This is a genomic window from Tsuneonella sp. HG094 (assembly GCF_053819285.1).
Genome location: NZ_JBSORA010000001.1, coordinates 329,018 through 353,996 on the forward strand (window position 1 = coordinate 329,018; position 24,979 = coordinate 353,996).

Consider the following 24,979-nt stretch of genomic DNA (forward strand, 5'->3'; position numbering starts at 1 on the left):
CGCCGGAGCGGTATGCCCGCGCGCTATGGCTACTCGGCCGCCTCGCGCAGAGCGGGGTCGAGGTGCCATGCAGGCGGCGTGTCGCCGGCACGCAAGCGGGCGCTTTCCTCGTGCATGAACTCACGTGTCATCGGGATCGCCTCGCGGTCCTTCACGTAGACGATCTGCCAGTTGACCATCTTGCCGTTGCGGAACGCCTGCTCGGCCCCCGCGAGATAATACTGCCACATCCGGTAGAATTGCTCGTCGTACATCCCGACGATCTCGTCCTTGTGCAAGACGGTGCGGTTGTACCATTCCTCGAGCGTGTAGGAGTAATGGAAGCGCATCGCCTCCACGTCCATCACCTGCCAGCCCGCCTTTTCCGATTGGCTGACGAGTTCGCTCAACGCGGGAATGTAGCCGCCCGGGAAGATGTACTTGCGGGTCCACGCGTCGGTCGCCCCGGGTCCGTTGGCACGGCCGCAGCAATGGCTGAACATGACCCCGCCTGGGGCAAGCAGCCGCGCGGTGTGCTCGAAGAACTGCGGATAGTGAGGCGTGCCGACATGCTCGAGCAGGCCCACCGAACTGATCCGGTCAAACTGCCCCTGGACGTCGCGATAGTCCATCAGCGCGAACTTGACCTTGTCGGCCACGCCCTCGGCCTCTGCGCGCTCCTTGCAGAATGCGATCTGGTCCTCGGCCAGCGCGACGCCGAGCACTTCGACGCCGTAGTGCTTGTGGAGGTAGAGCGCGAACCCGCCCCAGCCGCAGCCGATGTCGAGCACCTTCATGCCGGGCTTGAGGTACATTTTGGCGGCCATATGCGCCTTCTTGTCGAGCTGTGCCTGCTCGAGCGAAGTCGTCTCCGGATCGCCCCGGTAATAGGCCATCGTGTACTGCCGGTCCTCGTCGAGGAACAGTTCGTAGAGCCGGCGGGTCAGGTTGTAGGTGTGCTTGGCATTCGCCGCCGCCTTGCCGCGCGGGTTGAAGCTGTCGGCCTTGGCGAGCAGCTTCTGCACCGCCTTGCGAACCGGTCCCTTCGCATGAAGCGATGCGTCGCCCAGCTTCTTGGAATTCATCGTGACGAACAGCACGAGGTCGCGGATGTCGTGCGGCTCCTCGATCAGCAGCCAGCCCCACATGTAAGCCTCGCCCGCGCCGATCTGCGGATAGCGGGCGATGTGGTTCGCGGCCTTGGCATCGGTCAGCCGCAGGCGGATGGGTCCCTTGTCGTCGAGCGCGGGGCCGGGGCCGTAGTCGTAAACCTTCCCGTCGTGATCGGTGACGATCAGCTTGCCGCGCTTGATGGCCCGCGAGAGGAATTGATCGAGCAGCCACATCCGTCTTCGTCTCCTAAGCTCAGATGCCCGCGTACCAGTGATACCCCGAGCGATCTTCCCAGTATCCGCCGTGACCCTTGCCGATCCGGTCGAGGCTGGCGACAGCCTCGATTGCGGTCAAGTACTTGGCGTGTTTGTAGCCGAGCTGGCGTTCGACCCGCAGGCGCAGCGGTGCGCCGTTCTTGACCGGCAGCGGCTCTCCGTTGAGCAGATGCGCGATGATCGTCTGCGGGTGATAGGCATCGTCGAGGTCGATGCTTTCGTAGTAGTCTATCCCGTCGAGCGTATCGGCGCAGCGGAACACGATATAGCGCGCCTCGGGCAGCAGCTGCGCCCCGTCGAGGATCGTGGAGAGCTGCGGTCCGGTCCATTCGCCGATCGCGCTCCACCCCTCGACGCAGTCGTGCCGGGTTATCTGGGTGCGCTGGGGCAGGCGGCGGAGGTTGTCGAGGCTGAGCGAAAGCGGATGCGCAACCAGGCCGCCCACCGCCAGGCGCCAGTCGGCGAACCCGGCAGCCTCAGCCGCGGCGTAGGCCGGAGTATCGACCGATTGCGACCCGTTCCCGCGAAACACCGGCGAGATCTCGCTCTTCGCGTATTCCTTCACGAGGCCGCCACCGCCGAGCAGTCGTTGCGCGCCGCGGTGCCAGCGTTCGGACGCGCGGAAGAGCGACTGGCCCGCCGCGCTGTCGGCAACCTTCGAGCAGGCGCCGAGGAATAGAGCCGCGGCTCCGGCGACGAACCCCCTACGCTCCATCCCGGCCTCCGGTGATCATCTCGCGCAGTTGCTTCAGCGGGTTCGACAACAGGACCAGCGCCACGTGGAGCACGAAGAACCCGAACAGCAGCCAGGCGAAGATGAAATGCAGCGAGCGCACCGACTGCCGTCCGCCCAACAGATCCACGAGCCATGACAGCTGCGGAGACATGCCCGGGCTTATCCCCATGCCGGTCACGATCATCGCGGGCAGCAGTACGCCCAGGACGAGGCCGTAGGCGAGCTTCTGGAGGAAGTTGAACTTCGATCCTTCGTGGTGGAAATCGAGCTTGAGGTGCTTGATCACGTCGGCCTTGATCGCGGGCCAGCGCCATTCGGCGCGGGCCGTCGCGAGGTCGCGGCGGAAGTGGCGGTTGAGCAGCATCGCGGCCCACATGAACATGAGCCCTAGCGCGAACGGCCAGGCCATCAGGACGTGCCACTCGCGTGCGCCCGCCAGGCTGTAGTGGCCGGGGATTGTCATCCAGCCCGGGAAACGCGGCAGGATCAGCCATGCATCCGCCGCTGCGAAGCCCCAGTCACCCCAGTAGAGGCGGGGATGGGCGTTCGAGATATTGAGGCCCGACATGAACAGGATCACCACGCAGGCAAGGTTTACCCAGTGCCACAGTCGGGTCGAGAGCGCGTGACGCCTCAACCCGCGCCCCGGGCGAGGTAGATCACGTCGCGGGGCTGCGAGAGCAGGTGCTGGCCGCTGTCGACGAACAGCGTCTGCCCGCTTGCGAGCCAGCCATCGGCGAGCCACAGGCAGGCGTCCGCGACTTCCTGCACATCGGTGCGCCGGTTGAGCAGATTCATTCGGTGGCTGATCTCGACCTCTTCGTCGGTCTGGTCGTGGCTGGCGAGGATCGCGCCGGGCGCAAGGCCATAGACGCGGTCCAGCGGCCCTGCGGCGCCCATCGCGAGCATCGGGATCGTGCTGGCCAGCGCGTGCTTGCTCATCGTGTAGCTGAAGAAATCGGGGTTCGGATTGGCGAGCTTCTGGTCGGTGAACTGGATCACCCGCCGTCCGCCGCCAGCCCGGGCACGAGCGAGGAATTCCTGGGCCATGCGTGCCGGGCTACCCGCATTGACGCGCAGGGTACGGCGGAAGTTGTCCATCTCCAGCCCCTTCACGTCGTCGGGCTCGAAGATCGCGGCGCAATTCACCAGCACGCGCCAGTCGGGCAGATAGTTCGCCAGCCGTTCGACCATGTCGCGCGAATGGTCGATATCGGCGAGGTTGCAATGGATCGCGATCGCGCCGGGCAGTTCGGCGGCGAGTGCTTCCGCCGCATCGGCAGACCGACCGTAGTGAATCACGACCTGCCAGCCCGCCGCCGCGTAGGCCCGCGCGACCGCCGCACCGATGCGCTTGGCGCCGCCCGTGACGAGGACCGCGGGCTTGATCAAAGGTTTGTCGCGAGAGATCGAGAGGCCATCGCGCACATCAAAGCACAACTACACGGCGCAGGAAACGCGAAAGGCGCGCCGTCCCGTGGGACGACGCGCCTCGTTCTTCCGGATGCGACCGGAAACTGTGTCGCTTAGCGGCAGCGCGCGCTTGACGAGTTGCGCTGGACGTGGCGGCCGAGGAGCGCGCCAGCGGCGGCACCGACGATCGTACCGGTCGCACGCGACCCGCGGGTGTCGATGGCCCGGCCGAGGAGTGCGCCACCGGCAGCGCCGATGATCAGGCCGGTCGTACCGTTCGACTTCTTGCAGTAGTAGCGACCGTCGTTGCCCTGCCAGTAACGGATCCCGTTATCGGTAGTGTAATAGCGCTGGGCCCGCTGCTCTTCGTAATGGCGACGCGTATGGTCGGCCATCGCGGGAGCGGTGGGGATCGCCAGGCTGGCGACGGCGGCGGCGAGGAACATCTTCTTCATGGGGGTCTTCCTTTCCCTCTTTCAAATCGTTTCGGTCAGACGACGATTGAATTGAAGTTGGGGTCCACAACGCCAGATGAACGCCCCGTTGTACTTGCGATTCCACGACGAGCCGCCCGCAAGGAAAGGTGAAGCGAGCAAATTTCTGACACCGCAGGGACGAAAGAAAAAGCGCGCCGCCCTCTTCCGGGCGACGCGCTTTGCCTTGCTAGCGGGTTCGCGCACCGCGTTAGCGGCAGCGCACCTCGCCGCGATCGATCTGGCGACCGAGCAGCGCGCCAGCGGCGGCGCCGAGGATCGTGCCGGTCGTCCGTTCGCCGCGCGTGTCGACCGCGCGTCCGGCGAGAGCGCCGGCGGCGGCGCCGATTATCAGACCGGTCGTGCCGTTCGAGCGCTTGCAGTAATAGCGGCCATCATCGCCCTGCCAATACTGCACGCCGCGCGGCGACTGGTAGTAGCGCTGCTGATAGCCCTGCTTCGCACGCTTGCCGTGCGCGGGGGCCCACGGCGGCGGATCGGCGAGGGCGGGAGCGGCCGGCAGCGCGATTGCGGCGGCGGCGATGGCGAGGATGGTCTTCTTCATTTTGTCTTTCCTCCGGGAAACCTGTGGGACGACATTGCCTGTCGTCCCGCGAACCTGCGATGAACAAGTCGCTTTAACGCCGGATTAGCCATGGCCAGACCGGGCGCCAGAGTGCACCGGAGGGCCGACAAACGGAGGGAGGCGAAATGAAACTCGATCTGGTGGACGTTTTCGGATCGGCGCCGCTCAGGGGCAACCAGCTAGGCGTGGTGCACGGCGCGGACGACCTGACCGCCGACGAGATGCTGCGGCTCACCCAGTGGCTCGGTTTTTCGGAAACGACTTTCATCCTCTCGCCGATCGATCCGCAGGCCGATTACCGGGTGCGCATCTTCTATCCGGCGGGCGAACTGCCGTTCGCCGGACATCCGACGCTGGGGACGTGCCATGCCTGGTTGCGGGCAGGGGGCAAGGCGCGCTCGCCTGGAAGCTACGTGCAAGAGTGCGGTGTCGGTCTCGTTACCGTGCGCGGCGATGGTGCAACGCTTGCGCTCAAGGCACCCGACTTTACGCGGTCCGGCCCGCTCGATCCGGTAGAGAAGGCCGAATGCGCGCGGCTCGCCGGGGTGGACCCGACAGCGATCGTCGAGGCCGTCCACGTCGCCAATGGTCCGCAGTGGCGTCTGCTCCGGCTCGACAGTGCCGCAGAGGTCCTGTCTGCAAAGCCGCTTCCCGAGGCACCGATCGGCACCGACATCGGTCTGGCTGCTCCCGCCGCGGCGGATTCGGGGGCAGACTGGGAACTCCGCGCTTTCTTCGCCGACCAGCACGGTCGCCTGCGCGAAGATCCGGTGACCGGGAGCTTCAACGCGGGCGTCGCGCGCCACCTGTTCGGGTCGGGCCTGGCAAGCGGCCGCTACATCGCCGCGCAAGGGCGCAAGACCGGTGCCAACGGACGCGTCGTATGCGAGCAGGACCCCGATGGGTCGGTGTGGGTCGGGGGACGTTGCGACACGATTGCCGCAGGGGCCGACCTGCCGGCCTTTGCGCGAGGTTGACCGGTCAGTTCGGCTTGCGGAGCGTCAGTGCGAGCCAGTCGCGCTGGACTCCATCAGCACCCTGGCCCGCGAAGACCACACTATCCTTGATGTCGAAGCCCCCAGCGCGGTAGGCGGCTTCGAGCCAGTCCTTCGTGGGGAAGTTGTGCAGCCGCCCGAAGCTGTCCCGCCCTTCGCTGCTCCCCAGCTTGAAGCTGGCGAAATGCCAGCCTTCCGGACGCATTGCGGCGCGAATGCGACCAACGACATCGGCGAACGACTGCCGCGGGACGTGAATCAGGCACGCCTGCGCCCAGACCGCGTCGTATGCATCGACGGCGACCAATTGATCGAAGGCCATATGGCGCGCGGGTACTCCGGCCACACTTCGCGTGGCATCGACCATCGCGGCGGTACCGTCGGTCGCATCGAGCGCGAAACCCCGCTCGGCGATACGGGCACTGTCGCGCCCACCGCCGCAGCCAAGTTCAAGGACGCGTGCGCCGGGCTCCAGTCGATCGAGGAATGGGTCGAGTTCACGGCTCGGCGTCCGGTCGAAGCCGGGTGTATAGCGCGCCGCGTTCGCCGTGTACCAGGCGATCGTAGCGGGATCGGCGCTCACCCTTGGTGCTTGCGCACGATGTCGCGAACGAGGCGGTCGGACACGCCCGGAAGCGCCGCCAAATCGGCGAGTTCCGCCGGATCGGGCCTGCCACTGCCGTAGACGAGGAAAAACGCCCGCCGGATCGTCCACTCGTCTGGTCCGCGTGCTACCAGTTCGAGGCTGTCGCCTGCCGTGGCCGTTCCCGGTTCCAGCACGCGGAAGAACATCCCGCAGCGGCCGCTCTGGACGATCGCCTTGACGACACCCTTGCGGTCGAAGTGTCGCTCGATGGTCGCGCACGGCTGGCGGGGCTGGGTGGCCTCTATCAATGCGGTCCCGAGCCGGTACCGGTCGCCGATCCGCACTCCGATCTCGTCGATCCCGTGGACGAACAGGTTTTCGCCCATGCTGCCTGGGCCGTTAAGGGCTGCCGGAGCATCGAACGTGTCCCGCAGCCAGGCGTAATGATCGGCGGGATAAAGATGGACCGCCATCGCCGGATAGCCGTGATGGACGCGGTCGACCTGCGTGTCTCCCTCGACGCCCGCAAACCCGATGGTCGCCGGTCCGGTAATCGCCGACTTCGCGATCGCGCTTGTCTTGCCCCCGGCAATGGGCGCGGGACGTCCCGCGCAGATCGCCTCGACGATCAAGCCTCGCCTGCCTGCGCCGCAGCCTCGCGGTCGCGTTCCGCGCGGCTCTTCTTCTCGGCGGCGGTCTTGAGCTGGCCGCAGGCGGCATCGATGTCGCGACCGCGCGGGGTGCGCACCGGCGCGCTGATGCCATGCTCGAAGACGATCTCGGAGAAGCGCCGCACGCGCTCGGGGGTCGAAGTGTCGTAGGCCGCGCCCGGCCACGGGTTGAACGGGATCAGGTTGACCTTGGCGGGCAGCTTGTACTGCTTGATCAGCCGGACAAGCTCTCGCGCGTCGTCGTCGCTGTCGTTCTTGTCCTTGAGCATCACGTATTCGAACGTGATCCGCCGGGCGTTCGACGCGCCGGGATAGGCGGCGCAGGCGGTCAGCAGTTCGTCGATGCCGTATTTCTTGTTGAGCGGCACGATCTCGTCGCGGACTTCCTTGGTCACTGCGTGGAGCGAGACCGCGAGGTTGACCCCGATCTCTTCGCCGCACCTGTCCATCATCGGCACGACGCCGCTGGTCGAGAGCGTGATGCGCCGCTTGCTGAGCGCCAGCCCGTCACCGTCCATGACCAGCTTGAGCGCGTCGCGGACGTTGTCGAAATTGTAGAGCGGCTCGCCCATGCCCATCATCACGATGTTGGTCAGCAGGCGCCCGTCGGACGAATAATGACCGGCATTCTCATCGTCCTCGAGTCCGGCCATGCTGCCCTTGGGCCACTCGCCCAGCGCGTCACGGGCGAGCATGACCTGGCCGACGATCTCACCCGGGGTCAGGTTACGCACCAGCTTCATCGTGCCGGTGTGGCAGAACCGGCAATTGAGCGTGCAGCCGACCTGGCTCGATACGCACAGCGTGCCGCGGTCTGCATCGGGAATGAAGACCATCTCGAAATCGTGGCCGTCGGCGGTGCGGAGCAGCCATTTGCGGGTGCCGTCGGTCGAATGCTGGGCCTCGACCACTTCGGGCCGGCCGATCACGAAGCGCTCGGAAAGCCACGGCCGCATGGTCTTGGCGATGTCGGTCATCGCCTCGAACTCGGTCACGCCGCGGTGGTACAACCAGTGGAAGACCTGCTTGGCACGCAGTTTTGCCTGTTTGGCATCCAATCCAGCGCTTTCCAGCAACTCGATCAAGCGCTTCTTTGACAGTCCCATGAGATCGGTTCGACCGTCGGCGCGCGGAGTAATGTCGCGCGCGACGGGTACCGGATCCACGGTTCCGGGGATCGACATGAGGGCGGTATCGGCCATTGCGTGGCGCATATAGGGCGGACCGAGCCTGCACGCAAAGCCCGTCGACGAGCCGCTTCGCCAAATCGTTGAAGCGAAACAATATTACGTACGCGCGCAACACGCGAACAACCGATTTGGCCTGCGGTTCCCGCCGTTCGTCGGCAAGCAAGCTCGTCTCATCGATGAGAATGTGACTGAAAAACAACAGGTTCGTCGTTGTGTGAGGTTCATGAAACCAGTCCCTGTCCACCCCGTTGAGCGGGTCCATGCCGGCTGCTCGGCCGGTAGGAAAAGGAAAGACTGGAGTACCCCATGAATACCAAGATTGCTTCGCTCGTCGCCGCTTCGCTTGCGGCGCTGGCCACCCCGGCTATGGCCCAGACGGCGGACGACACGGCCTTCACCGGCCTGCGCGTCGGTGCTGAGGTCGGTTACGACCACATCCGTTCGGGCAGCAGCGAGGACGTGGACGACACCCGCGATCTCAAGCAGTCGATCGACGGCGTCACCTATGGCGGCGTGGTCGGCTACGACATCGCGGCGGGCGACACCCTGCGCATCGGTGCCGAAGCCAGCTATGCCGGCAGCACCGCGGGCCGCGACTTCAACAACGACAACCCGACCGTATTCAACCTCGGCAACGTCAAGGCCGACCGCGACATCTATGTCGGTGGCCGTGTCGGCGTCGTCACCAGCCCGAGCACGATGATCTATGCCAAGGGCGGCTACACCAACCAGCGCTACTCGGTGGTCGGCACCGACGGCACCACCACGCTCGACGGCAAGCTCGACACCGACGGCTGGCGCGCCGGTGCGGGCGCAGAGTTCGCTGTGGGCCGCAACGCCTACATCGGTGCCGAGTACCGTTACTCGAACTACTCGGAAGGCGAAGTGGACTTCGAGGGTACCACCCCCGACACCAGCCGCTTCAATCTCGATTCCGACCGTCACCAGGTCGTGGCGACGGCCGGCGTCCGCTTCTAAGCGGCAGCCGACCGTCGAACAGGGAAGGGCGGGGCTTCGGCTCCGCCCTTTTCGTGTCAGGACCGCACTCGGTTCAGGAGCGCAGGCGCGCGCAGCCGACCGATGCGGCATCGAGCGCGGTGGCGGCTCCGGCCAGCCGATAGCGATCGGTGAACCGGCGCCCGCCCGGATCGCTGGCGGACACCGACAGGGATCCAGCCGATCGCATCGCGGCGACGATGGCCGCGTCGGTGGCCTTGTCGGGAGCCCAGGCGTCGCCGCCCCCTCCGGTCAGAGAAAAACGCTGACCGCCGACCGCGAGCGTGATTCGCGGCGTGGCCGCCAGCTTGCGCGACAGCCGGACGTGAAACTGCCCACGCACGCCGCGCTTCGGCCAGGTCCCGACGCTCGCGAAAGCGCGGTATTCCCCTGGCGTCCGGCTCGGCTCGGGCATGGCGATGGCATAGCAGCGCCCGGCACCGGGATCGCGAAACGCACCCCAGTCGTCGAACACACCGAGGCTGTCCTTCGCCGCGAGTGGGGCAGCCAAGGCGAGGAGCGCGATCGACACCAGCTTACGCATAGGCGATTGCGACCACTTCCCATTCCTTCTCGCCGCCCGGTAGCCTGACGGTGCGCAGATCGCCCACTACTGCGCCGCGCAACGCGCGTGCCATCGGGGAGGACCAGCCGATGCGCCCGGCGCTCGCGTCCTGCTCGTCGTCGCCCACGAGTGTCACGGTCCGCTGTTCGTCGTCCTCGTCGGCGAGCGTCACAGTGGCACCGAAGAAGGCGCGGTCCTTGTCGGGCTGCGAAACGGGATCGACCACGCGCGCAGCCTTCATCCGCCGGGCGAGGTGCGAGAGTTCCCGGTCGATCTCGCGCATCCGCTTGCGACCGTAGAGGTAATCGCCGTTCTCGCTCCGGTCACCGTTGCCCGCGGCCCAGCTCACGATCTCGACGATCGCCGGCCTCTCGGTGCCGAGCAGGTGGTCGTAGCGCGCCTTGAGCGCGGCAAGCCCACCGGGGGTGATCGGGTTGGACGGCGTCATGGCGCCAGCGTGTAGCGCGGCGCGGCGGCTCGGCTCAACCCGGGGTTCGCTTGCCGACGAACTGGCTCACCGTCTTGGGCTGCGCGCCGTAGCGGATGCGATTGGGGTGGAGCTGTTCGTAGACGACGGCATTCTCGAGAACGCGCTGGACGTAGTTCTTGGTCTCGAAAATCGGGATCTCCTCGATCCAGCGCAGCCAGTCGATCCCGCCCTGCCGCGGATCGCCGTTCGCGCGCAGCCACTTGTTCACGTTGCCCGCGCCCGCATTGTACGCGGCCACGGCAAGCGGATAGCTGCCGCCGTAGTAATCCATCATCCGCGCGAAATAGCCGTCGCCAAGGCGAATGTTGTATTGCGGGTCGGTCGTCAGGCTGGCGCTCATGTAGCTCATGCCCATCTTCCCCGCCTGCTCGTTGGCAGTGCCGGGCATCAATTGCATGACCCCGCGCGCTCCGGCGTGGCTGATGCGATTGATGTCGAATTCGCTTTCCTGCCGGGCGATCGCATGGACCATCGTGTAGTCCGCACCCGGCGGTGTCGGGATGACCGGGAATCCCACGCCCGTGAAGCCGGCGATGTCGCGCTCGGGCGCGCTGCGGCCGACCACGACGCCCAGTTCGGGCAAGCCCATCTCGGCGGCGAGGTTGGCGACTAGCTGCATTTCCGCCGGGGTTTTCGCCTGGTCGGCGAGGGCGACGAAGAAATAGCGCTCGGTCCGCCAGTCGATCACCCGCGCGGTCGAACGCACCGCCTGCGCGAGCTGGCTGGAGGCGAAGGCCGCGCTCTGCTGCGGCGTCACCGGATTGGCGGCGACTTTCGGGAAGGCTGGCAGTGCCCGGCCCAGCCGCTCGTGGGCAAGTTGGCCGTAGAAATACTCGGGGTACTTGGCCGCCATCTCGAAATAGCGATTGGCTTCGGCCTGGTTGCCCGCGCGCGCGGCGGCGTTGCCGGCCCAGTAGAAGCCCTTCGACCGCGTCTGCGGGGTGCGCGCCGCGTTGCCGTAGCGGTAGAACAGCGGCGCGGCGAGGTTGCCGTCGCCCATCGACCACAGCGCCTTGCTGCCGCCAAGCCACATCAGCGAAGTGTAATCGTCGCGCAGCTTGTAGCTGAGGCCAGAGATGTCGGTGCCCGGCGCGAAAAGGTCGTCGACCTTGCTCGCGATTGCCGCCGCGGTGTTGGCCGAGGCGCCCTTGGCCTGGGTCAGCATCTCGGTGACCATGTCTTGCGCGTCGTGCGGGGGCCGAGCGAACGCCGCCCGTGTCGCCAGAAGTTGCTGGGCCTGGTAACCCTGTCCGTTCCGCCGATAGTGGCGCGCCAGCGTGTACACGTAGCCGGGGTCGCTCATCAGGTTCGCGGGGACCGAAAGGCCGATCGACTGCGGCAGGCTGCCCTGAACGAGCGCAAGGTGCGCCATGTATCGCTCGCGGTTTCCGGGCGAGACGAAGTTGATCGTCCGCGCGGCCGCTTCGGCCTGGCCCTGCCACAGGAGCGAGCGCATCCGCTCATCGTGGTCTTCGGTGCTGAAGACACCCGAAAACAGGCTGTTGAAATAGGCCTCGGTCGGGCTGCTCATCTGCCCGCCGCGCCAGGCGAGGCGCGCCTGTTCGCGCGCCTCGGGCCGGTTCAGGTTCGACAGCGCGATGGCATAGCGTGCGCGCGCCGGATTGGTCTGCGGCGGGAAGCGGTCGAAAAACGCGACCACCTGCGACGGGCTGGGTGCGTCGCGATCGAGCGCCTTTTCGGCGCTGTTGCGGATCACTTCCATCCGGGGATAAGTCGGATAGGCGAGCGCGAAGCCCGCGTAATCGGCGAAACCCATGCGGTCGTTGGCGGTCAATTGCTGCCAGCGGGAGACGGCGGCGGCGGCCTGTGTGGGCTGCGACGCGACCATCATCGCCCGGCCGCTATCGGACGCGGATTGCGCATAAACCGGGGCGGCGCTCGCGAGGAGCGCTGACAGGGCGACGAAACGAAGGCGATTCAACCGGTTACCAAGCATGCTGGACATTCTGGCTACCGGCTCCTTATCAGGCGATGAATACAGGTCTGGCGGGGGACGCACGAAATCACCCCCAGCGCCCGACTATGACCCAGGCAAAGGCGACAGCGCAATGTTCTCCGGTTCGATTCCCGCCCTTGTGACTCCTTTTCGCGATGGGTCGTTCGATGAACGCGCGTTCCGCCGGCTCGTCGACTGGCAGATCGAGCAGGGATCGAAGGCGCTGGTCCCTTGCGGCACCACTGGCGAGGCTTCGACCCTCTCGAACGCCGAACACCACCGGGTGATAGAGGTCTGCATCGAGCAGGCGGCCGGGCGCGTGCCCGTCATCGCCGGGTGCGGCAGCAACGACACCATGAACGCGCTGCTGCACATGAATTTTTCCAAGAAGGCGGGGGCGGCGGCGGCGCTGTGCGTTGCACCCTATTACAACCGGCCCAAGCAGAAGGGCCTGCTCGCGCATTTCAGCTATCTGGCGGAAAACTGCTCGCTGCCGATCGTTCTCTACAACGTGCCCGGCCGGACGGTGACCGACATCGAGCCGGAGACGGTGTGCGAACTCGCCAAGAAGTATCCGAGCCAGATCGTGGCGATCAAGGACGCGAGCGGCGACCTCAGCCGTGTGACCGACCATCGGATGGGCATCGGCAAGGATTTCTGCCAGCTTTCGGGCGACGACGAACTGGCGTTGCCCGCCAACGCCGCGGGCGCGGTAGGGTGCATATCGGTCACCGCGAACGTCGCGCCTGCGCTCTGCGCCGAATTCCAGGCCGCCTGCGCCGCCAACGACCTTGCCCGGGCGCGCGAGCTCAACGACCGGCTCTATCCGCTGCACTATGCGATGTTCGAGGATGCGAGCCCCGCGCCGGTCAAGTACGCGCTCAGCCGCCTATTCCCCGACATCAGCCCCGCGGTGCGCCTGCCACTCGTCGAATGCAGCGAAGAGGCCAAGGCGGCGGTCGATGCGGCGCTGGAGCACGCCGGACTGGTGTAACCCGCGCTTGGCAGCGGGGTGTCGCGCGCCTACATGCGCCCTCCCATGGCGCGCCCCAAACCCGAGACCTTCGACAAGCAGAAGACCGTCGCCGAAAACCGGCGCGCACGGTTCGACTATTTCATCGAGGACAAGTTCGAGGCCGGGTTGATGCTCACCGGCACCGAAGTGAAGGCTTTGCGCGCGGGCGAGGCGACGATCGCCGACAGTTATGCCGAACTGCGCGGCGGCGAAGTCTGGCTGGTCAACGCGAACGTGCCCGAATTCAGCCACGGCAATCGCAACAACCACGAACCCAAGCGGCCGCGAAAATTGCTGCTGAACGAGCGCGAGATCGACAAGATGACCGGCGCGGTCGAGCGCAAGGGCATGACGCTGGTTCCGCTGTCGATCTACTTCAATCGCACGGGCCGGGCGAAAGTCGAACTGGCGCTCGCCAAGGGCAAGCAGGCGCAGGACAAGCGCGCCAGTATCAAGGATCGCGACTGGAAGCGCGACAAGGCGCGCTTGCTGCGCGAGCGCGGCTAGCCGTGGCCGCCGGCTTTCCTTACTGACGATCAGGCACGATGTTCGACAAAGCCTCCGCCTGGATCCAGCGCAACATGCCGACGCGCGAGCAGATGGAGCGCAGCCGGTGGATTCGGCCGTTCTCGAACCGCGTCCTCCGGTCCGAGCTGTGGCGGTTCACGCGGCGCTCGGTCCCGCGCGGGGTGGCGCTGGGGATGCTGGTCGGGATTATCATTCCCTTCGCGCAAATCCTTTTTTCCGCGCTGCTGTGCCTGCCGATCCGCGCCAATGTGCCCGTGGCGGCGCTGACGACGTTCGTGACCAATCCGTTCACCACGCCGCTGATCTGGGTGCTCTCCTACAACGTCGGTTCGTGGATGCTCCGCGTCGACGCGGCCACGGTGATCGCGCCGGTCAACAACGCAATGGAGCACAGTCAGTTCGGCGACATGCTCCAGTGGCTGACGGGCGCGACGCTCGTAACGGGATTCGGCCTGGTGGTTGTCGCCGTCGTTTCGGCGGGGGTCAGTTACGTGGTCAGCGGCTTTGTGTGGCGGTTCGTGGTGGCCGGCAAGCGGCGCCGTAAGCTTGGTGAACGCCGCCTGCGGCGTGAGCAGCTCGCCCAATTGCCCCCGTCCGGCATCGAATGATCCCGGTCGAGGAACGATCCACGCCGCTCTACGCGCTGCTCGGCGGCGCAGTGCTGGTCAGCGCCGCATTGGTCTGGCTCGCGAGTGGGCAGTTCGTCACCGCCGCCGCCTTTATTGGCGGTGTCGGCGTACTTGTCGCCGCGGCTGCGATGCTGGTGCGGATACGACCGCAGGTGACGACCGATGAACTGGCGCCGCCCGACTGGTCGGTGACCGTTGCGGCAATCGAGCGGCCGGGCGAGGGCGTCGCGATCGTCGACCGCGCCAACCGCCTCGTGTGCGCGAACCGCACCTACGCCGACTGGTTCGGCGCGAATACCGCGCCGCCCAACCTGGCGCTCGACCGCCCCGCGCTCGAGTCTCTGGCGCGCACTGCGCGGGAGACCTGGCGGGACGGTCGCGGAAGCGTGGTCGGAATCGAAAGCCCCGACGGCTCGCGCCGCTGGACGGCCAGCGCGGTTCGGGCCGGGCGTGGCGAGGACTATCTCGTCTGGCGGTTCGAAGGGCAGACCGAGGAAGACTTCGTCGCCGACCTGTCGCGCGCGCTCGGAGGGCCGCTTGGCGGTCTCCTGTCGCGTAGCGGAATCGAGGCTGCGCTCGTCGCCCCCGACGGGATGGTGCGCGCCGCCGCCGCCGGTTTCGCGCTGCGAGCAGCGGGCGATGCCGATGCGACGCTCGCCGGTCAGTCCTTTGCCGAACTTCTGCGCGCCGACGAGCGCGAGCGCATCTTCTTCGCCCGCGAAGGTCGGCGCGGCAGTCCGCAAACCCTGATTCACGTCCCCCTCGGTGAGCCGGCAGCAACTCGCGCCCCGGGTGCCGACGAGGGGCCAAGCCTGATGCTGCTGGTCGATGCGGGAGTGGGTCTCGGCGGCAGCGGGGAGGCTGCCGGAACTGCTGCGACCCCGCAGCTCGAGGCGCTTCTGGGCGCGCTGCCGCTGGGCCTTGCGATGACGGACCGCGACGGGCGTTTCCTGTTTGCCAACACGCCGTTCCGCCGCGCGGCGGGGCTCGAGGGGCAGACGCTGCCGCAGTTTCCTTCCGACCTCGTGGTGCGCGAGGACAAGGGGCCGCTGGTCGACGCGGTGCGCCGCTTCGGCAAGGGGCCGCCGAGCGCGACCGACATGGCGGTGCGCCTCCGCGGTTCGGCGGAAGAGCCGGTCAGCCTCGGCATCGCCGGGGTGCGCGGACTGGGCGAGGCGGCGGTGCTGCTGAGCCTCGTCGACTCGACCGAGGAGACGCGGCTCAAGCGTCAGGTGGCGCAGGCGACCAAGATGCAGGCGGTCGGCCAACTCGCAGGGGGCGTGGCGCACGATTTCAACAACGTGCTTACCGCGGTGATCGGCACGTGCGACCTGATGATGCTGCGCCATACGCCAGGCGACAGCGACTACGACGACATCAATCAGATTCGCGCCAATTCGAACCGCGCCGCGGCACTGACCCGCCAGCTTCTCGCATTCAGCCGTCAGCAGACGCTGCGGCCCGAGGTGCTCCAGTTGCCCGACGTCGTGAGCGAGGTGAGCCAGCTCCTGAAACGGCTGCTCGGCGAGAAGATCCAGCTCGTGGTGCACCACGACCGAGATCTGGGTCCGGTGCGCGCCGATCCGCAGCAGCTCGAGCAGGTGATCGTCAACCTCGCGGTCAACGCGCGCGACGCGATCCAAGCGAAAGGCGACGGCAGCGGCAAGCTGTCGCTCGCGACGCGCCGGGTGACTGCCCGCGATGTACGCAAGATGGCGAGCGAGATCGTACCCGAGGGCGACTACACCGTGCTCGTGATGCAAGACACCGGCGGCGGCATCCCGGTCGATCACCTCGCGAAAATCTTCGAGCCGTTTTTCACCACGAAACAGCAGGGCCGCGGTTCAGTCGGCGGAGCCATGGGCGGGACAGGCCTGGGTCTCTCGACAGTCTATGGCATCGTCAAGCAGTCGGGCGGGTTCATCTTCGCCGACAACACGCCGGCTACGGCCAATGCCCGCGCCGGTGCGCGGTTCAGTGTCTATCTCCCGGTCCATCACGGCGAGGTGACGACCGGCAAGGCCAAGATCGAGGTCGCTCCGGCAGCCGAGTGGTCGGGCGGAGGCAAGATCCTGCTGGTCGAGGACGAGGACATGGTCCGCGCGGTGGCCGAGCGCGCACTGTCGCGGGCTGGCTATACCGTCACCCCCTGCAGCGACGGCGAAGAGGGGCTTGCCGCGGTCGCCAATGGCGGCGAATTCGATCTCGTCCTGTCCGATGTCGTGATGCCCGGCATGGACGGTCCCGCGATGGCGAAGGCCATCCGCCGGGCGAAACCGGCGCTGCCGATCCTGTTCATGTCGGGCTACGCCGAAGAGCAGCTACGGCAGGATATCGACATTTCCGACATGCACTTCATTGCCAAACCCTTCAGCGTGCAGCAGATTTCGGACAAGGTCGGCGCGGTACTTGCGTCGGCCCGGGGGTAATCGGTTCGTTCAGCTTGCCGCAAGGCTGACGATACAATGTTACATCTGTCGCACCGTAATTGAGGGGAATGCTCGATGCGCCTGAAGTTCCTTGCACTCGCAACCGCCGCCGCCTTCGCCACAGCAGCGTGGGCCCAGAGCGCGGACCAGCCTGCGGGTGTCGGCCCCAGCGCGCAGGGCGATATCGATGTCACGATCTACAACAACGGGCAGGCGCTGGTGCAGGACGTGCGTCAGCTTGCGATCGCGAACGGGCGCAGCCGGATCGAATTCCCCGACGTGTCGGCGCAGATTCGGCCCGAAACGCTGAGCTTCAACGCCGCAGGCGCGGGGATCATCGAGCAGAACTTCGATTTCGACCTGCTGACACCCTCCAAGCTGATGGAAAAGGCGATCGGCCAGACGGTGACCCTGATCCGCACGAACCCCGCAACCGGCGCTGAAACCCGCGAGCGGGCCACAGTGCTTTCGACTGCGGGCGGGGTGGTCGTGCGGATCGGCGACCGGATCGAGGTGCTGCGCGACGACGGATTGCCGGTGCGCGTGATCTTCGACCGGGTGCCGCCGAACCTGCGCGCCCGCCCGACCCTGTCGGTGACGGTCGAGAGCGACCGCGGGGGCACGCGGCCCGCCTCGATCCGCTATCTTACGGGCGGCCTCGACTGGTCGGCCGACTACGTTGCGCTCTACGACGAAGCGAAGGGGACCACCGACATGCAGGGCTGGGTCACACTGACCAACCAGACCGGCACGACTTTCACCAACGCCGACACCGTGCTCGTGGCGGGCAGCCCTGCGACTGTTAACAACAACAACGGTTACTACCGCCCGTCGCCGCCACCTCCGCCTCGGGGCGGCTTCGTGCCGGGGACCGAAACCGCCAACCGGGAACGGCTTGGCGATTTCTACCTCTACCCGCTCAGCGGCCGGACGACGATTGCCAACGCACAGACCAAGCAGGTCAGCTTCCTCGATGTGCAGGCGGTGCCGGCGAAGAAGGTCTACGCACGCCGGGTGGGCTGGCTGGCGAGCGACGACCAGCCCGTCAACGTCTCGAGTGCGATCGGCTTCTCGACCTCGCGCGAGCAGGGCCTCGGCGATGCGCTGCCTGCGGGCACCGTGCGCTTCTACCAGCGCGACCGCCAGGGCACGCCGCAGTTCGTCGGCGAGAGCACGATCGGCCACACCCCGATGGGCAGCGCGCTGACGCTGACCACGGGCGATGCCTTCGATGTGTTCGTGCAGGCCGAAGTCGTCACTCGCGACAAGATTTCCTCGGGCGAGTACGAAGCCTCGGGGCGGTATCGCGTCATCAAGAATGGCGAGGTCGTGCGCGAAGTCACCAGCGAGCGCGCAGTCGAATACTACCGCACGACGATGCGCTACACCTTCACCAACGCGAAGCCGACGCCGGTCGAGGTCGAACTGACCCAAGGCGGGTTGGACCGTGGATGGTGGAGCCGCGATTTCCGCATCACGAGCGAAGACGTGCCGGGCGAGCAGCTCAATGCCGACAGCCGCAAGTATCTCGTCACCGTGCCCGCCAACGGCAAGCGCGAGGTGCGCGTAACCTACGAGACGCGGTACTGAGGAGCGCCGCCGTGCGCCGGATCCTCACCGGGCTGCTGCTGGCGAGCGTCGCCGGTTCGCCGCTAATGGCGCGCGAGGCGGTCGACGCCTCGGCGCCCGAAAAGCTCTCTGTGACCGTCTACCGTGATCCCAACCGCGGCCCGGACGAGGCGATGAACCGCAACTGGCCGCGCGGCTTCGCGATGATCAGCGAGACGCGGCAGGTCACGCTTCCGCCCGGCGAATCGACGATCCGCTTCGACGGCGTATCGGAAGGCATGGTAGCGGTCACCGCGATCGTCACCGGGCTTCCCGGCGGGACGATCGAGAAGAACCGCAACGCCGACTTGCTCAGCCCCGGCGCGCTGGTCGACGGCACGCTCGGCAACCGGGTGACGATCACGCGCACCAACCCGGCGACGGGTAGGGAGACCAGCGAATCGGCGATCGTCCGCACCCGTGCGGACGGCGGCCTCGTGCTGCAGTCCGGTGCCGGTTTCGAAGCGGTGCGCTGCTCGGGCATCCCCGAGAAGCTGACTTTCGACAAGGTGCCCGCGGGCCTCTCCGCGCAGCCGGTCTATTCGATCGACACCAGCAGCCCGGCGGGCGGTACCTACACGATCACGCTGACCTATCTGTCATGGGGCTTCGACTGGCAGGCGCACTATGTCGCGACGCTGGCCGAGGGCGGGTCGGCCGACGACGTAAGGATGCGGCTGATGAGCTGGCTGACGCTGGTCAACGACAACAACCAGAGCTTTCCCGATGCCGAACTGATGGCAGTGGCGGGCAAGCTGCGCGTGACGAGCGATTACCGCGCGCTGGCCGATCCACCCGATGCGAAGCCGCTGTCGCTGGTCTGCTATCCCATCGGGAGCACGGCTCAAGGGTCGCCCGAACCCTGGATCGGCCCCATTCCTCCACCACCGCCGCCGCCACCGATGGCGCCGCCCGCGCCCGTCGCGGCGCGGGCGGCCGAGGCGATCATGGTGACGGGATCGCGAGTCTCGCGCGCGGCGATGGTGGCGCGTGAGGAAGACCTCGCCGACCTCAAACTGTACCGGGTGCCCGAACCGGTCACCGTGGCGGCGCAGGCGCAAAAGCAGGTCGCATTTCTTCAGCGGGATCGGGTCGAGGGGAAACTCTGGCACACTGCGGCTTGTGCGCCGTGGAATGTGACCGACGAGCCACAGGCTGCAGGCCTCCTGCTGACGACGGTGAACGACGCTTCTCACGACCTCGGCATGGCCTTGCCGACGGGCTCAATCACCGTGTTCGAATCGACGCCTCGCGGCGAACTGTTCGTCGGCGAGCAGCGCCTGCGCGATTACGCCTCTGGCCAGGATGTCGAGATTGCCATGGGCCAGAGCGCACAGGTATTCGCAACGTGTGCGGCCCTTGGCGACGCTGACTTGCGCAAGCCCGGCGACCGCGTTCCGATGAAGGCGGTCGTGACGAACGCGAACCGTAATCCGGTCAAATTGCGGCTGACGCTCGGCGGCTCGGCAGCGAAGATCACCGGATTGAAGGGCGTGCGCGTCAAGGACGGCGCGCGCATCTACGAGACCACGGTACCGGGTAATGGACGTCGCGAAGTGACGTGGACCATCGTCGACGAGTAAGCCGCCAGCGACGCTGCAGGAAAATTTCGTTCTCCCCTTGTTCTATTGGAACAAACCAGATACATCGCGCTTCGGGTGACAGGTGGCCCCCATCTCGGTGGCGGGTCTAGTCAAAGCGCGAAAGGGTGTGTCATGGCGGCTTCGAATCTCAAGCTGGTGGAAGGTAAGAACTTGGATACGGACCGTCAGAAGGCGCTCGACGCCGCGCTTGCGCAGATCGACCGCGCGTTCGGCAAGGGCTCGGCGATGAAGCTGGGCCAGAAGGAGACGATGCAGGTCGAAGTGATCTCGTCCGGCAGCCTCGGACTCGATATCGCACTGGGTGTCGGCGGCCTTCCGCGTGGTCGCGTGATAGAGGTCTATGGCCCGGAAAGCTCGGGCAAGACCACTCTGGCGCTCCACGTCATCGCCGAGGCGCAGAAGAACGGCGGCACCGCCGCGTTCGTCGACGCCGAACACGCGCTCGATCCGGTCTATGCCAAGAAGCTGGGCGTCAACATCGACGAGCTGATCGTCTCGCAGCCCGATACCGGCGAGCAGGCGCTCGAAATCACCGATACGCTGGTCCGCTCGAACGCGATCGACGTGCTGGTGGTCGATTCGGTGGCCGCACTGGTGCCCCGGGCAGAAATCGAGGGCGAGATGGGCGACAGCCACGTCGGCCTTCAGGCCCGCCTGATGAGCCAGTCGCTGCGCAAGCTCACCGGCTCGATCAACCGGTCGAAGTGCATGGTGATCTTCATCAACCAGCTGCGCATGAAGATCGGCGTCATGTACGGTAACCCGGAGACGACGACGGGCGGCAACGCGCTCAAGTTCTACGCCTCGGTCCGCCTCGACATCCGCCGCACCGGCCAGATCAAGGATCGCGACGATATCGTCGGCAACTCGACCCGCGTGAAGGTGGTCAAGAACAAGGTCGCCCCGCCGTTCAAGCAGGTCGAATTCGACATCATGTACGGCGAAGGCATTTCCAAGATCGGCGAGATCCTCGATCTCGGGGTCAAGGCCGGCCTCGTGGAGAAGTCGGGCAGCTGGTTCAGTTACGATAGCATTCGCATCGGCCAGGGCCGCGAGAACGCCAAGAGCTACCTCAAGGAAAACCCCGAAGTTTGCGACAAGTTGGAAGCCGCGATCCGCGGCCGGACCGACGCCGTCGCCGAGGAAATGATGACGGGCCCGGACGCGGAAGACGACATCTGATCCTCACACCGGGCGTTCCCCGCGCCCGCTAAACCGGAAGGCCGGTGCGTGTGTCCCGCGGGACCCGCACCGGCTTTTCCGTTTCCAGAGAGCGGTTTGCCTTGGCAGGTCGGTTGCGCCGTGCAAATCCTCGGCCGCGGCACAGTGTCGCCAGGGAATGCGCATGACCGATCGCAGCGACTGGGAAGGACTTACGGGCGAAAAATGGGCTGCCGAATGGAAGCGGACCGATCGCAGCTTTACCAACCTCACCGCGCGCCTGTTGTCCGACGTCCGCAAGGAATCACCCCGCCGAGTCCTCGATATCGGCTGCGGAGCCGGAGAACTCTCGCTGGCGATTGCACGGGAGCATCCTGGCGCGCAGGTCACCGGGATCGACGTCAGCGGCGATCTCGTCGCAGTCGCGCGCGAGCGGGCAGCGAACACGCCGAACGCGCGCTTCCTCGTCGCTGACGCTGCCGGGTGGGACGCAGGTGCCCAACGTCCCGACTTCCTCGTTTCGCGCCACGGAGTGATGTTTTTCGCCGCTCCGGTTGCCGCGTTCACGCATCTCGCATCCATCGCCGCTCCCGGAGCACGCCTGCTGTTCTCGTGCTTTCGTGAGCCTGCTCGCAACATGTGGGCGAGCGAACTCGTCGACCTGCTTCCGCCCGGTCGGTATACCGCGCCAAGGCCGGGATCGCCCGGCCCGTTCGCATTCTCCGATCCGATGCATGTCGAGGCGATCCTCAACGCAGCGGGGTGGACCGACTTGGCTTTGGATCCCGTCGACTTTGCCTATGTCGCGGGGACCGGGGGCGATCCGGTCAGCGACGCGGTCACCTACTTCATGACTATCGGGCCTGCTGCGGCCGCCGCGTCGGAGCTTGGTCCGGACGAGCGCGCCGCCTTCGTCGAGCGCCTCGAGCATTTCCTGGAGCGGCGCAGGGACGGATCGATCGTGGCGCTGCCCGCATCGGCCTGGATTGTGAGCGCTCGCGTGCCATAAGCGCGCCTTGCCATGATTCGACCTTAATTCGCTTGTCGCTAGCAAACGCAGCAACTAACTCAGGCGGGTCATGACATCGACCAACGACATCCGCCGCGGCTTCCTCGATTACTTCGCGAGTGCGGGTCACCGCGTGGTGCCCAGCGCGCCGCTGGTGCCGTACAACGATCCGACGCTGATGTTCGTCAACGCCGGCATGGTGCCGTTCAAGAACGTATTCACCGGTCTCGAGACTCCGCCGAGCCCGACCGCGACGTCGAGCCAGAAGTGCGTTCGCGCGGGCGGCAAGCACAACGACCTCGACAACGTCGGTTACACCGCGCGGCACCACACGTTCTTCGAGATGCTCGGCAACTTCAGCTTCGGCGACTACTTCAAGGAGCAGGCGATCACGCACGCGTGGACGCTGCTGACGAAGGAATGGGGCTTGTCTCCCGACCGGCTGACCGCGACCGTCTATCACACCGACGACGAGGCCTTCGATCTCTGGCGCAAGATCGCGGGTATCCCCGAAGCGCGGATCATCCGCATCCCCACGAAGGACAACTTCTGGGCAATGGGCAGTGACGGTCCCTGCGGCCCCTGCTCGGAAATCTTCTACGACCACGGCGACCACATCTGGGGCGGACCCCCGGGGTCGCCCGAGGAGGACGGCGACCGCTTCGTCGAGATCTGGAACCTCGTGTTCATGCAGTACGAGCAGGCCGCAGACGAGATCGTCGGCGAACTGCCCAAGCCCAGCATCGACACCGGCATGGGGCTGGAACGCCTGGCCGCGGTGATGCAGGGCGTCACCGACAACTACGACACCGACACGTTCAAGGCGCTGATCGCAGCAAGCGAAAACCTGACCGGCGTGCGCGCGGACGGCGACCACAAGGCGAGCCACCGGGTGATCGCCGACCACCTGCGCTCGACGAGCTTCCTGCTGGCGGACGGCGTGCTGCCGTCGAACGAAGGGCGCGGCTACGTCCTGCGCCGGATCATGCGCCGCGCGATGCGCCATGCGCACCTGATCGGCGCGAAAGAGCCGCTGATGCACCGCCTGGTACCCGCTCTGGTCGCCGAGATGGGCCAGGCCTATCCCGAACTCGGCCGCGCGCAGCCGCTGATCGAGGAAACGCTCGAGCGCGAGGAAACCCAGTTCCGCCGCACGCTGGCGAACGGCCTCAGGCTGCTCGACGAAGCGACCGGGACCATGGGCGAGGGCGGCGAGCTCGACGGCGAGACCGCGTTCAAGCTCTACGACACCTACGGCTTTCCGTACGACCTCACCGAAGACGCGCTGCGCAGCCGCGGCATCGCGGTCGATCGCGACGGCTTCGATGCCGCGATGACCCGCCAGAAAGCCGCCGCCCGCGCCGCGTGGAAGGGCAGTGGTCAGGCCGCCGACGGCGAACTGTGGTTCGACATCGCCGAGCGCGAAGGCGGCACCGAGTTCACCGGCTACAGCTCGACCGAAGGCGAGGGCCGCGTCGTCGCGCTGGTGAAGGACGGGGTCGAGGTCACGACCGCCGGTGCGGGCGACAGTGTGATCGTGCTCACCAACCAGTCGCCTTTCTATGGCGAAAGCGGCGGCCAGTCGGGCGACGCCGGTACGATGACCACGCCCGAGGGCCTCAAGATCGCCGTCACCGACACGGGCAAGCCGCTCGGTCGCCTGCACGCGCATCACGCGACGGTCGAGGCGGGCACGATCAGCGTGGGCGACACGGTTCAACTGTGGGTCGACGCCGACCGCCGCGACCGCATCCGCGCGAACCATTCGGCCACCCACCTCGTCCACGCGGCGCTGCGGCACCGGCTTGGCGATCACGTGACGCAGAAGGGTTCGCTGGTTGCCGACGACCGTTTCCGGTTCGATTTCTCGCATCCCAAGCCGCTGACGGCGGAGGACATCGCTGCGGTCGAGGCCGAGGTGAACGCGGAAATCCGCGCAAACGAGGCCGTGACGACCCGACTTATGAGCCCCGACGATGCGATCGAGGCGGGCGCGATGGCCCTGTTCGGAGAGAAGTACGGCGACGAAGTCCGCGTGCTCAGCATGGGCCGCGCAGGCGATGGCGGGCGCAATTATTCGGTCGAGCTGTGCGGCGGCACCCACGTGCGTGCCACGGGCGACATCGGGATTTTCCGCATCGTATCGGAGAGCGCGGTGGCGAGTGGTGTGCGCCGGATCGAAGCACTGACCGGCGAAGCGGCGCGCCAGTGGCTAGTCGCGCGCGAGGATGCGTTGAAGGATGCAGCGGCTGCGATCCGCGTCGCGCCCGAGGACGTGGCGGCTAGGCTGGCCGCGCTGCTGGACGAGCGCAAGCGGCTCGAACGCGAACTGGCGGACGCCAAGCGGGCGCTCGCGCTCGGAGGTGGCGGCAGCAATGCACACGCAGCAGCGGACGAGGACATCGGCGGAGTCAAGTTCTCCGGCCAGGTGATCGAAGGTCTTGAGGCCAAAGCGCTCCGGAGTCTGCTGGACGAGGCGAAGGCCCGCATCGGTTCGGGGGTGGCGGCGATCGTCGCGGTCAATGACGGCAAGGGCGCGATCGCTGCTGCGGTGACCGACGACCTCGTTGGCCGGATCAGCGCGGTGGAATTGGTCCGCGCCGGTGTCGCGGCAATGGGCGGTCAGGGCGGCGGTGGCCGGCCCGACATGGCGCAGGGCGGCGGACCCGACGGCAGCAAGGCCGCCAATGCCATAGCCGCGGTGCGTGCCGCGCTCGCCAGCGTTCCCGCCTAAGCGGTCATCACTGCCGAGCGCAGGCGCGCGCTTCAGCCGCGGTGACCCGCGTGCTGGCGGCCCGACACTTCGCTACCGCGTGCGGTATCCTGATCCTGCATCGTCGCGTCGGTCTGCTGCGGGCGCTTGATCTTGCCAAATTCCTCGCCGGTCTGCTGCGCGGGGTTCTTGTGTTCGTCGGCTTGGGGCTTCGTCATGAGGGTTCTCCTTCTCCCCAAGCAACGCCCGAGAGGCGCA

The 24,979-nt window shown here is 66.6% G+C and carries 24 protein-coding genes; 11 read left to right on the forward strand and 13 right to left on the reverse strand.

Translation table 11 applies throughout. The features are described 5' to 3' along the window. Positions 1-29 precede the first annotated feature (29 nt). The 6 genes from ACWPMX_RS01640 to ACWPMX_RS01665 all read right to left on the reverse strand — a co-directional run bounded on the left by ACWPMX_RS01640 (position 30) and on the right by ACWPMX_RS01665 (position 4,554). The gene (locus ACWPMX_RS01640) at positions 30-1,325 is read right to left on the reverse strand and encodes a class I SAM-dependent methyltransferase (protein ID WP_455698308.1); all 1,296 of its coding nucleotides are present in this window, start codon (positions 1,323-1,325) and stop codon (positions 30-32) included. Between the two features lie 19 nt (positions 1,326-1,344). After that, a complete protein-coding gene (locus ACWPMX_RS01645; RefSeq protein WP_455698309.1) occupies positions 1,345-2,082 on the reverse strand; it encodes a molybdopterin-dependent oxidoreductase in 738 nt (245 codons plus the stop codon). Continuing rightward, positions 2,072-2,740: a cytochrome b/b6 domain-containing protein gene (locus ACWPMX_RS01650; RefSeq protein ID WP_455698310.1), complete on the reverse strand. Its 669-nt coding sequence runs from the start codon at positions 2,738-2,740 to the stop codon at positions 2,072-2,074. The genes ACWPMX_RS01645 and ACWPMX_RS01650 overlap by 11 nt, the downstream gene beginning before the upstream one ends. After that, on the reverse strand, positions 2,737-3,495 hold the full coding sequence (locus ACWPMX_RS01655; RefSeq protein ID WP_455698311.1) for an SDR family oxidoreductase: 759 nt from the start codon (positions 3,493-3,495) through the stop codon (positions 2,737-2,739). Before ACWPMX_RS01655 ends, ACWPMX_RS01650 begins: the two co-directional genes overlap by 4 nt. 134 nt (positions 3,496-3,629) lie before the next feature. Further along, complete coding sequence (locus tag ACWPMX_RS01660) at positions 3,630-3,971, reverse strand: glycine zipper 2TM domain-containing protein (protein ID WP_455698312.1); 342 nt, start codon at positions 3,969-3,971, stop codon at positions 3,630-3,632. Between the two features lie 229 nt (positions 3,972-4,200). Continuing rightward, a complete protein-coding gene (locus tag ACWPMX_RS01665) occupies positions 4,201-4,554 on the reverse strand; it encodes a glycine zipper 2TM domain-containing protein (RefSeq protein ID WP_455698313.1) in 354 nt (117 codons plus the stop codon). Between the two features lie 146 nt (positions 4,555-4,700). Between ACWPMX_RS01665 and ACWPMX_RS01670 the strand changes: the two genes are divergently transcribed. Next, entirely contained in the window at positions 4,701-5,552 is an 852-nt protein-coding gene (locus ACWPMX_RS01670) for a PhzF family phenazine biosynthesis protein (protein ID WP_455698314.1), read from the forward strand. Between the two features lie 4 nt (positions 5,553-5,556). On the opposite strand, the gene ACWPMX_RS01675 is transcribed toward ACWPMX_RS01670, so the two are convergent. Genes ACWPMX_RS01675 through rlmN form a run of 3 tightly spaced genes read right to left on the reverse strand, consistent with a single transcriptional unit; the run spans position 5,557 to position 8,029 of the window. Beyond that, positions 5,557-6,153: a class I SAM-dependent methyltransferase gene (locus tag ACWPMX_RS01675; RefSeq protein ID WP_455698315.1), complete on the reverse strand. Its 597-nt coding sequence runs from the start codon at positions 6,151-6,153 to the stop codon at positions 5,557-5,559. Next, complete coding sequence (locus ACWPMX_RS01680; protein ID WP_455698316.1) at positions 6,150-6,788, reverse strand: MOSC domain-containing protein; 639 nt, start codon at positions 6,786-6,788, stop codon at positions 6,150-6,152. The genes ACWPMX_RS01675 and ACWPMX_RS01680 overlap by 4 nt, the downstream gene beginning before the upstream one ends. Beyond that, positions 6,785-8,029 carry a 23S rRNA (adenine(2503)-C(2))-methyltransferase RlmN gene (rlmN, locus tag ACWPMX_RS01685; RefSeq protein WP_455698317.1) on the reverse strand — a complete coding sequence of 415 codons (1,245 nt, stop codon included), beginning with the start codon at positions 8,027-8,029 and terminating at the stop codon, positions 6,785-6,787. Before rlmN ends, ACWPMX_RS01680 begins: the two co-directional genes overlap by 4 nt. Before the next feature lie 294 nt (positions 8,030-8,323). On the opposite strand from rlmN, the gene ACWPMX_RS01690 reads away from it, so the two are divergent. Next, the gene (locus tag ACWPMX_RS01690) at positions 8,324-8,995 is read left to right on the forward strand and encodes an outer membrane protein (protein WP_455698318.1); all 672 of its coding nucleotides are present in this window, start codon (positions 8,324-8,326) and stop codon (positions 8,993-8,995) included. A 73-nt stretch (positions 8,996-9,068) separates the two neighbouring features. Here the strand turns inward: ACWPMX_RS01690 and ACWPMX_RS01695 are convergent, their stop codons facing one another. From ACWPMX_RS01695 to ACWPMX_RS01705, 3 genes are read right to left on the reverse strand one after another with little or no spacing between them, the layout of a single operon-like run. Then, complete coding sequence (locus tag ACWPMX_RS01695; RefSeq protein ID WP_455698319.1) at positions 9,069-9,557, reverse strand: hypothetical protein; 489 nt, start codon at positions 9,555-9,557, stop codon at positions 9,069-9,071. Beyond that, positions 9,550-10,026, reverse strand: coding sequence for a transcription elongation factor GreB (gene greB, locus ACWPMX_RS01700; RefSeq protein ID WP_455698320.1), 477 nt, complete (start codon positions 10,024-10,026; stop codon positions 9,550-9,552). The genes ACWPMX_RS01695 and greB overlap by 8 nt, the downstream gene beginning before the upstream one ends. 34 nt (positions 10,027-10,060) lie before the next feature. Continuing rightward, positions 10,061-12,034, reverse strand: coding sequence for a lytic transglycosylase domain-containing protein (locus ACWPMX_RS01705; protein ID WP_455698321.1), 1,974 nt, complete (start codon positions 12,032-12,034; stop codon positions 10,061-10,063). A 103-nt stretch (positions 12,035-12,137) separates the two neighbouring features. On the opposite strand from ACWPMX_RS01705, the gene dapA reads away from it, so the two are divergent. From dapA to alaS, 9 genes are all read left to right on the forward strand, one after another. Further along, a complete protein-coding gene (gene dapA / locus ACWPMX_RS01710; RefSeq protein ID WP_455698322.1) occupies positions 12,138-13,019 on the forward strand; it encodes a 4-hydroxy-tetrahydrodipicolinate synthase in 882 nt (293 codons plus the stop codon). A 45-nt stretch (positions 13,020-13,064) separates the two neighbouring features. After that, positions 13,065-13,547, forward strand: a complete 483-nt coding sequence (gene smpB, locus ACWPMX_RS01715; protein WP_455698323.1) for an SsrA-binding protein SmpB — start codon at positions 13,065-13,067, stop codon at positions 13,545-13,547. 38 nt (positions 13,548-13,585) lie between these two features. Continuing rightward, positions 13,586-14,176: a DUF2062 domain-containing protein gene (locus ACWPMX_RS01720; RefSeq protein WP_455698324.1), complete on the forward strand. Its 591-nt coding sequence runs from the start codon at positions 13,586-13,588 to the stop codon at positions 14,174-14,176. Next, positions 14,173-16,626, forward strand: coding sequence for a response regulator (locus ACWPMX_RS01725; protein WP_455698325.1), 2,454 nt, complete (start codon positions 14,173-14,175; stop codon positions 16,624-16,626). Before ACWPMX_RS01720 ends, ACWPMX_RS01725 begins: the two co-directional genes overlap by 4 nt. A 75-nt stretch (positions 16,627-16,701) precedes the next feature. Beyond that, positions 16,702-18,216, forward strand: coding sequence for a DUF4139 domain-containing protein (locus tag ACWPMX_RS01730; RefSeq protein ID WP_455698326.1), 1,515 nt, complete (start codon positions 16,702-16,704; stop codon positions 18,214-18,216). 11 nt (positions 18,217-18,227) lie between these two features. Further along, positions 18,228-19,817: a DUF4139 domain-containing protein gene (locus ACWPMX_RS01735; protein WP_455698327.1), complete on the forward strand. Its 1,590-nt coding sequence runs from the start codon at positions 18,228-18,230 to the stop codon at positions 19,815-19,817. 132 nt (positions 19,818-19,949) lie between these two features. Continuing rightward, positions 19,950-21,020, forward strand: coding sequence for a recombinase RecA (gene recA, locus ACWPMX_RS01740; RefSeq protein ID WP_455698328.1), 1,071 nt, complete (start codon positions 19,950-19,952; stop codon positions 21,018-21,020). A 163-nt stretch (positions 21,021-21,183) separates the two neighbouring features. Further along, a complete protein-coding gene (locus ACWPMX_RS01745) occupies positions 21,184-22,008 on the forward strand; it encodes a class I SAM-dependent methyltransferase (RefSeq protein WP_455698329.1) in 825 nt (274 codons plus the stop codon). 70 nt (positions 22,009-22,078) lie between these two features. Continuing rightward, positions 22,079-24,742 (forward strand): alanine--tRNA ligase, encoded by a 2,664-nt coding sequence (gene alaS, locus ACWPMX_RS01750; protein WP_455698330.1) that lies wholly within the window; start codon positions 22,079-22,081, stop codon positions 24,740-24,742. A gap of 32 nt (positions 24,743-24,774) precedes the next feature. Here alaS and ACWPMX_RS01755 read toward each other — a convergent pair whose 3' ends face one another. Further along, a complete protein-coding gene (locus ACWPMX_RS01755) occupies positions 24,775-24,939 on the reverse strand; it encodes a hypothetical protein (RefSeq protein WP_455698331.1) in 165 nt (54 codons plus the stop codon). Between the last annotated feature and the right edge of the window lie 40 nt (positions 24,940-24,979).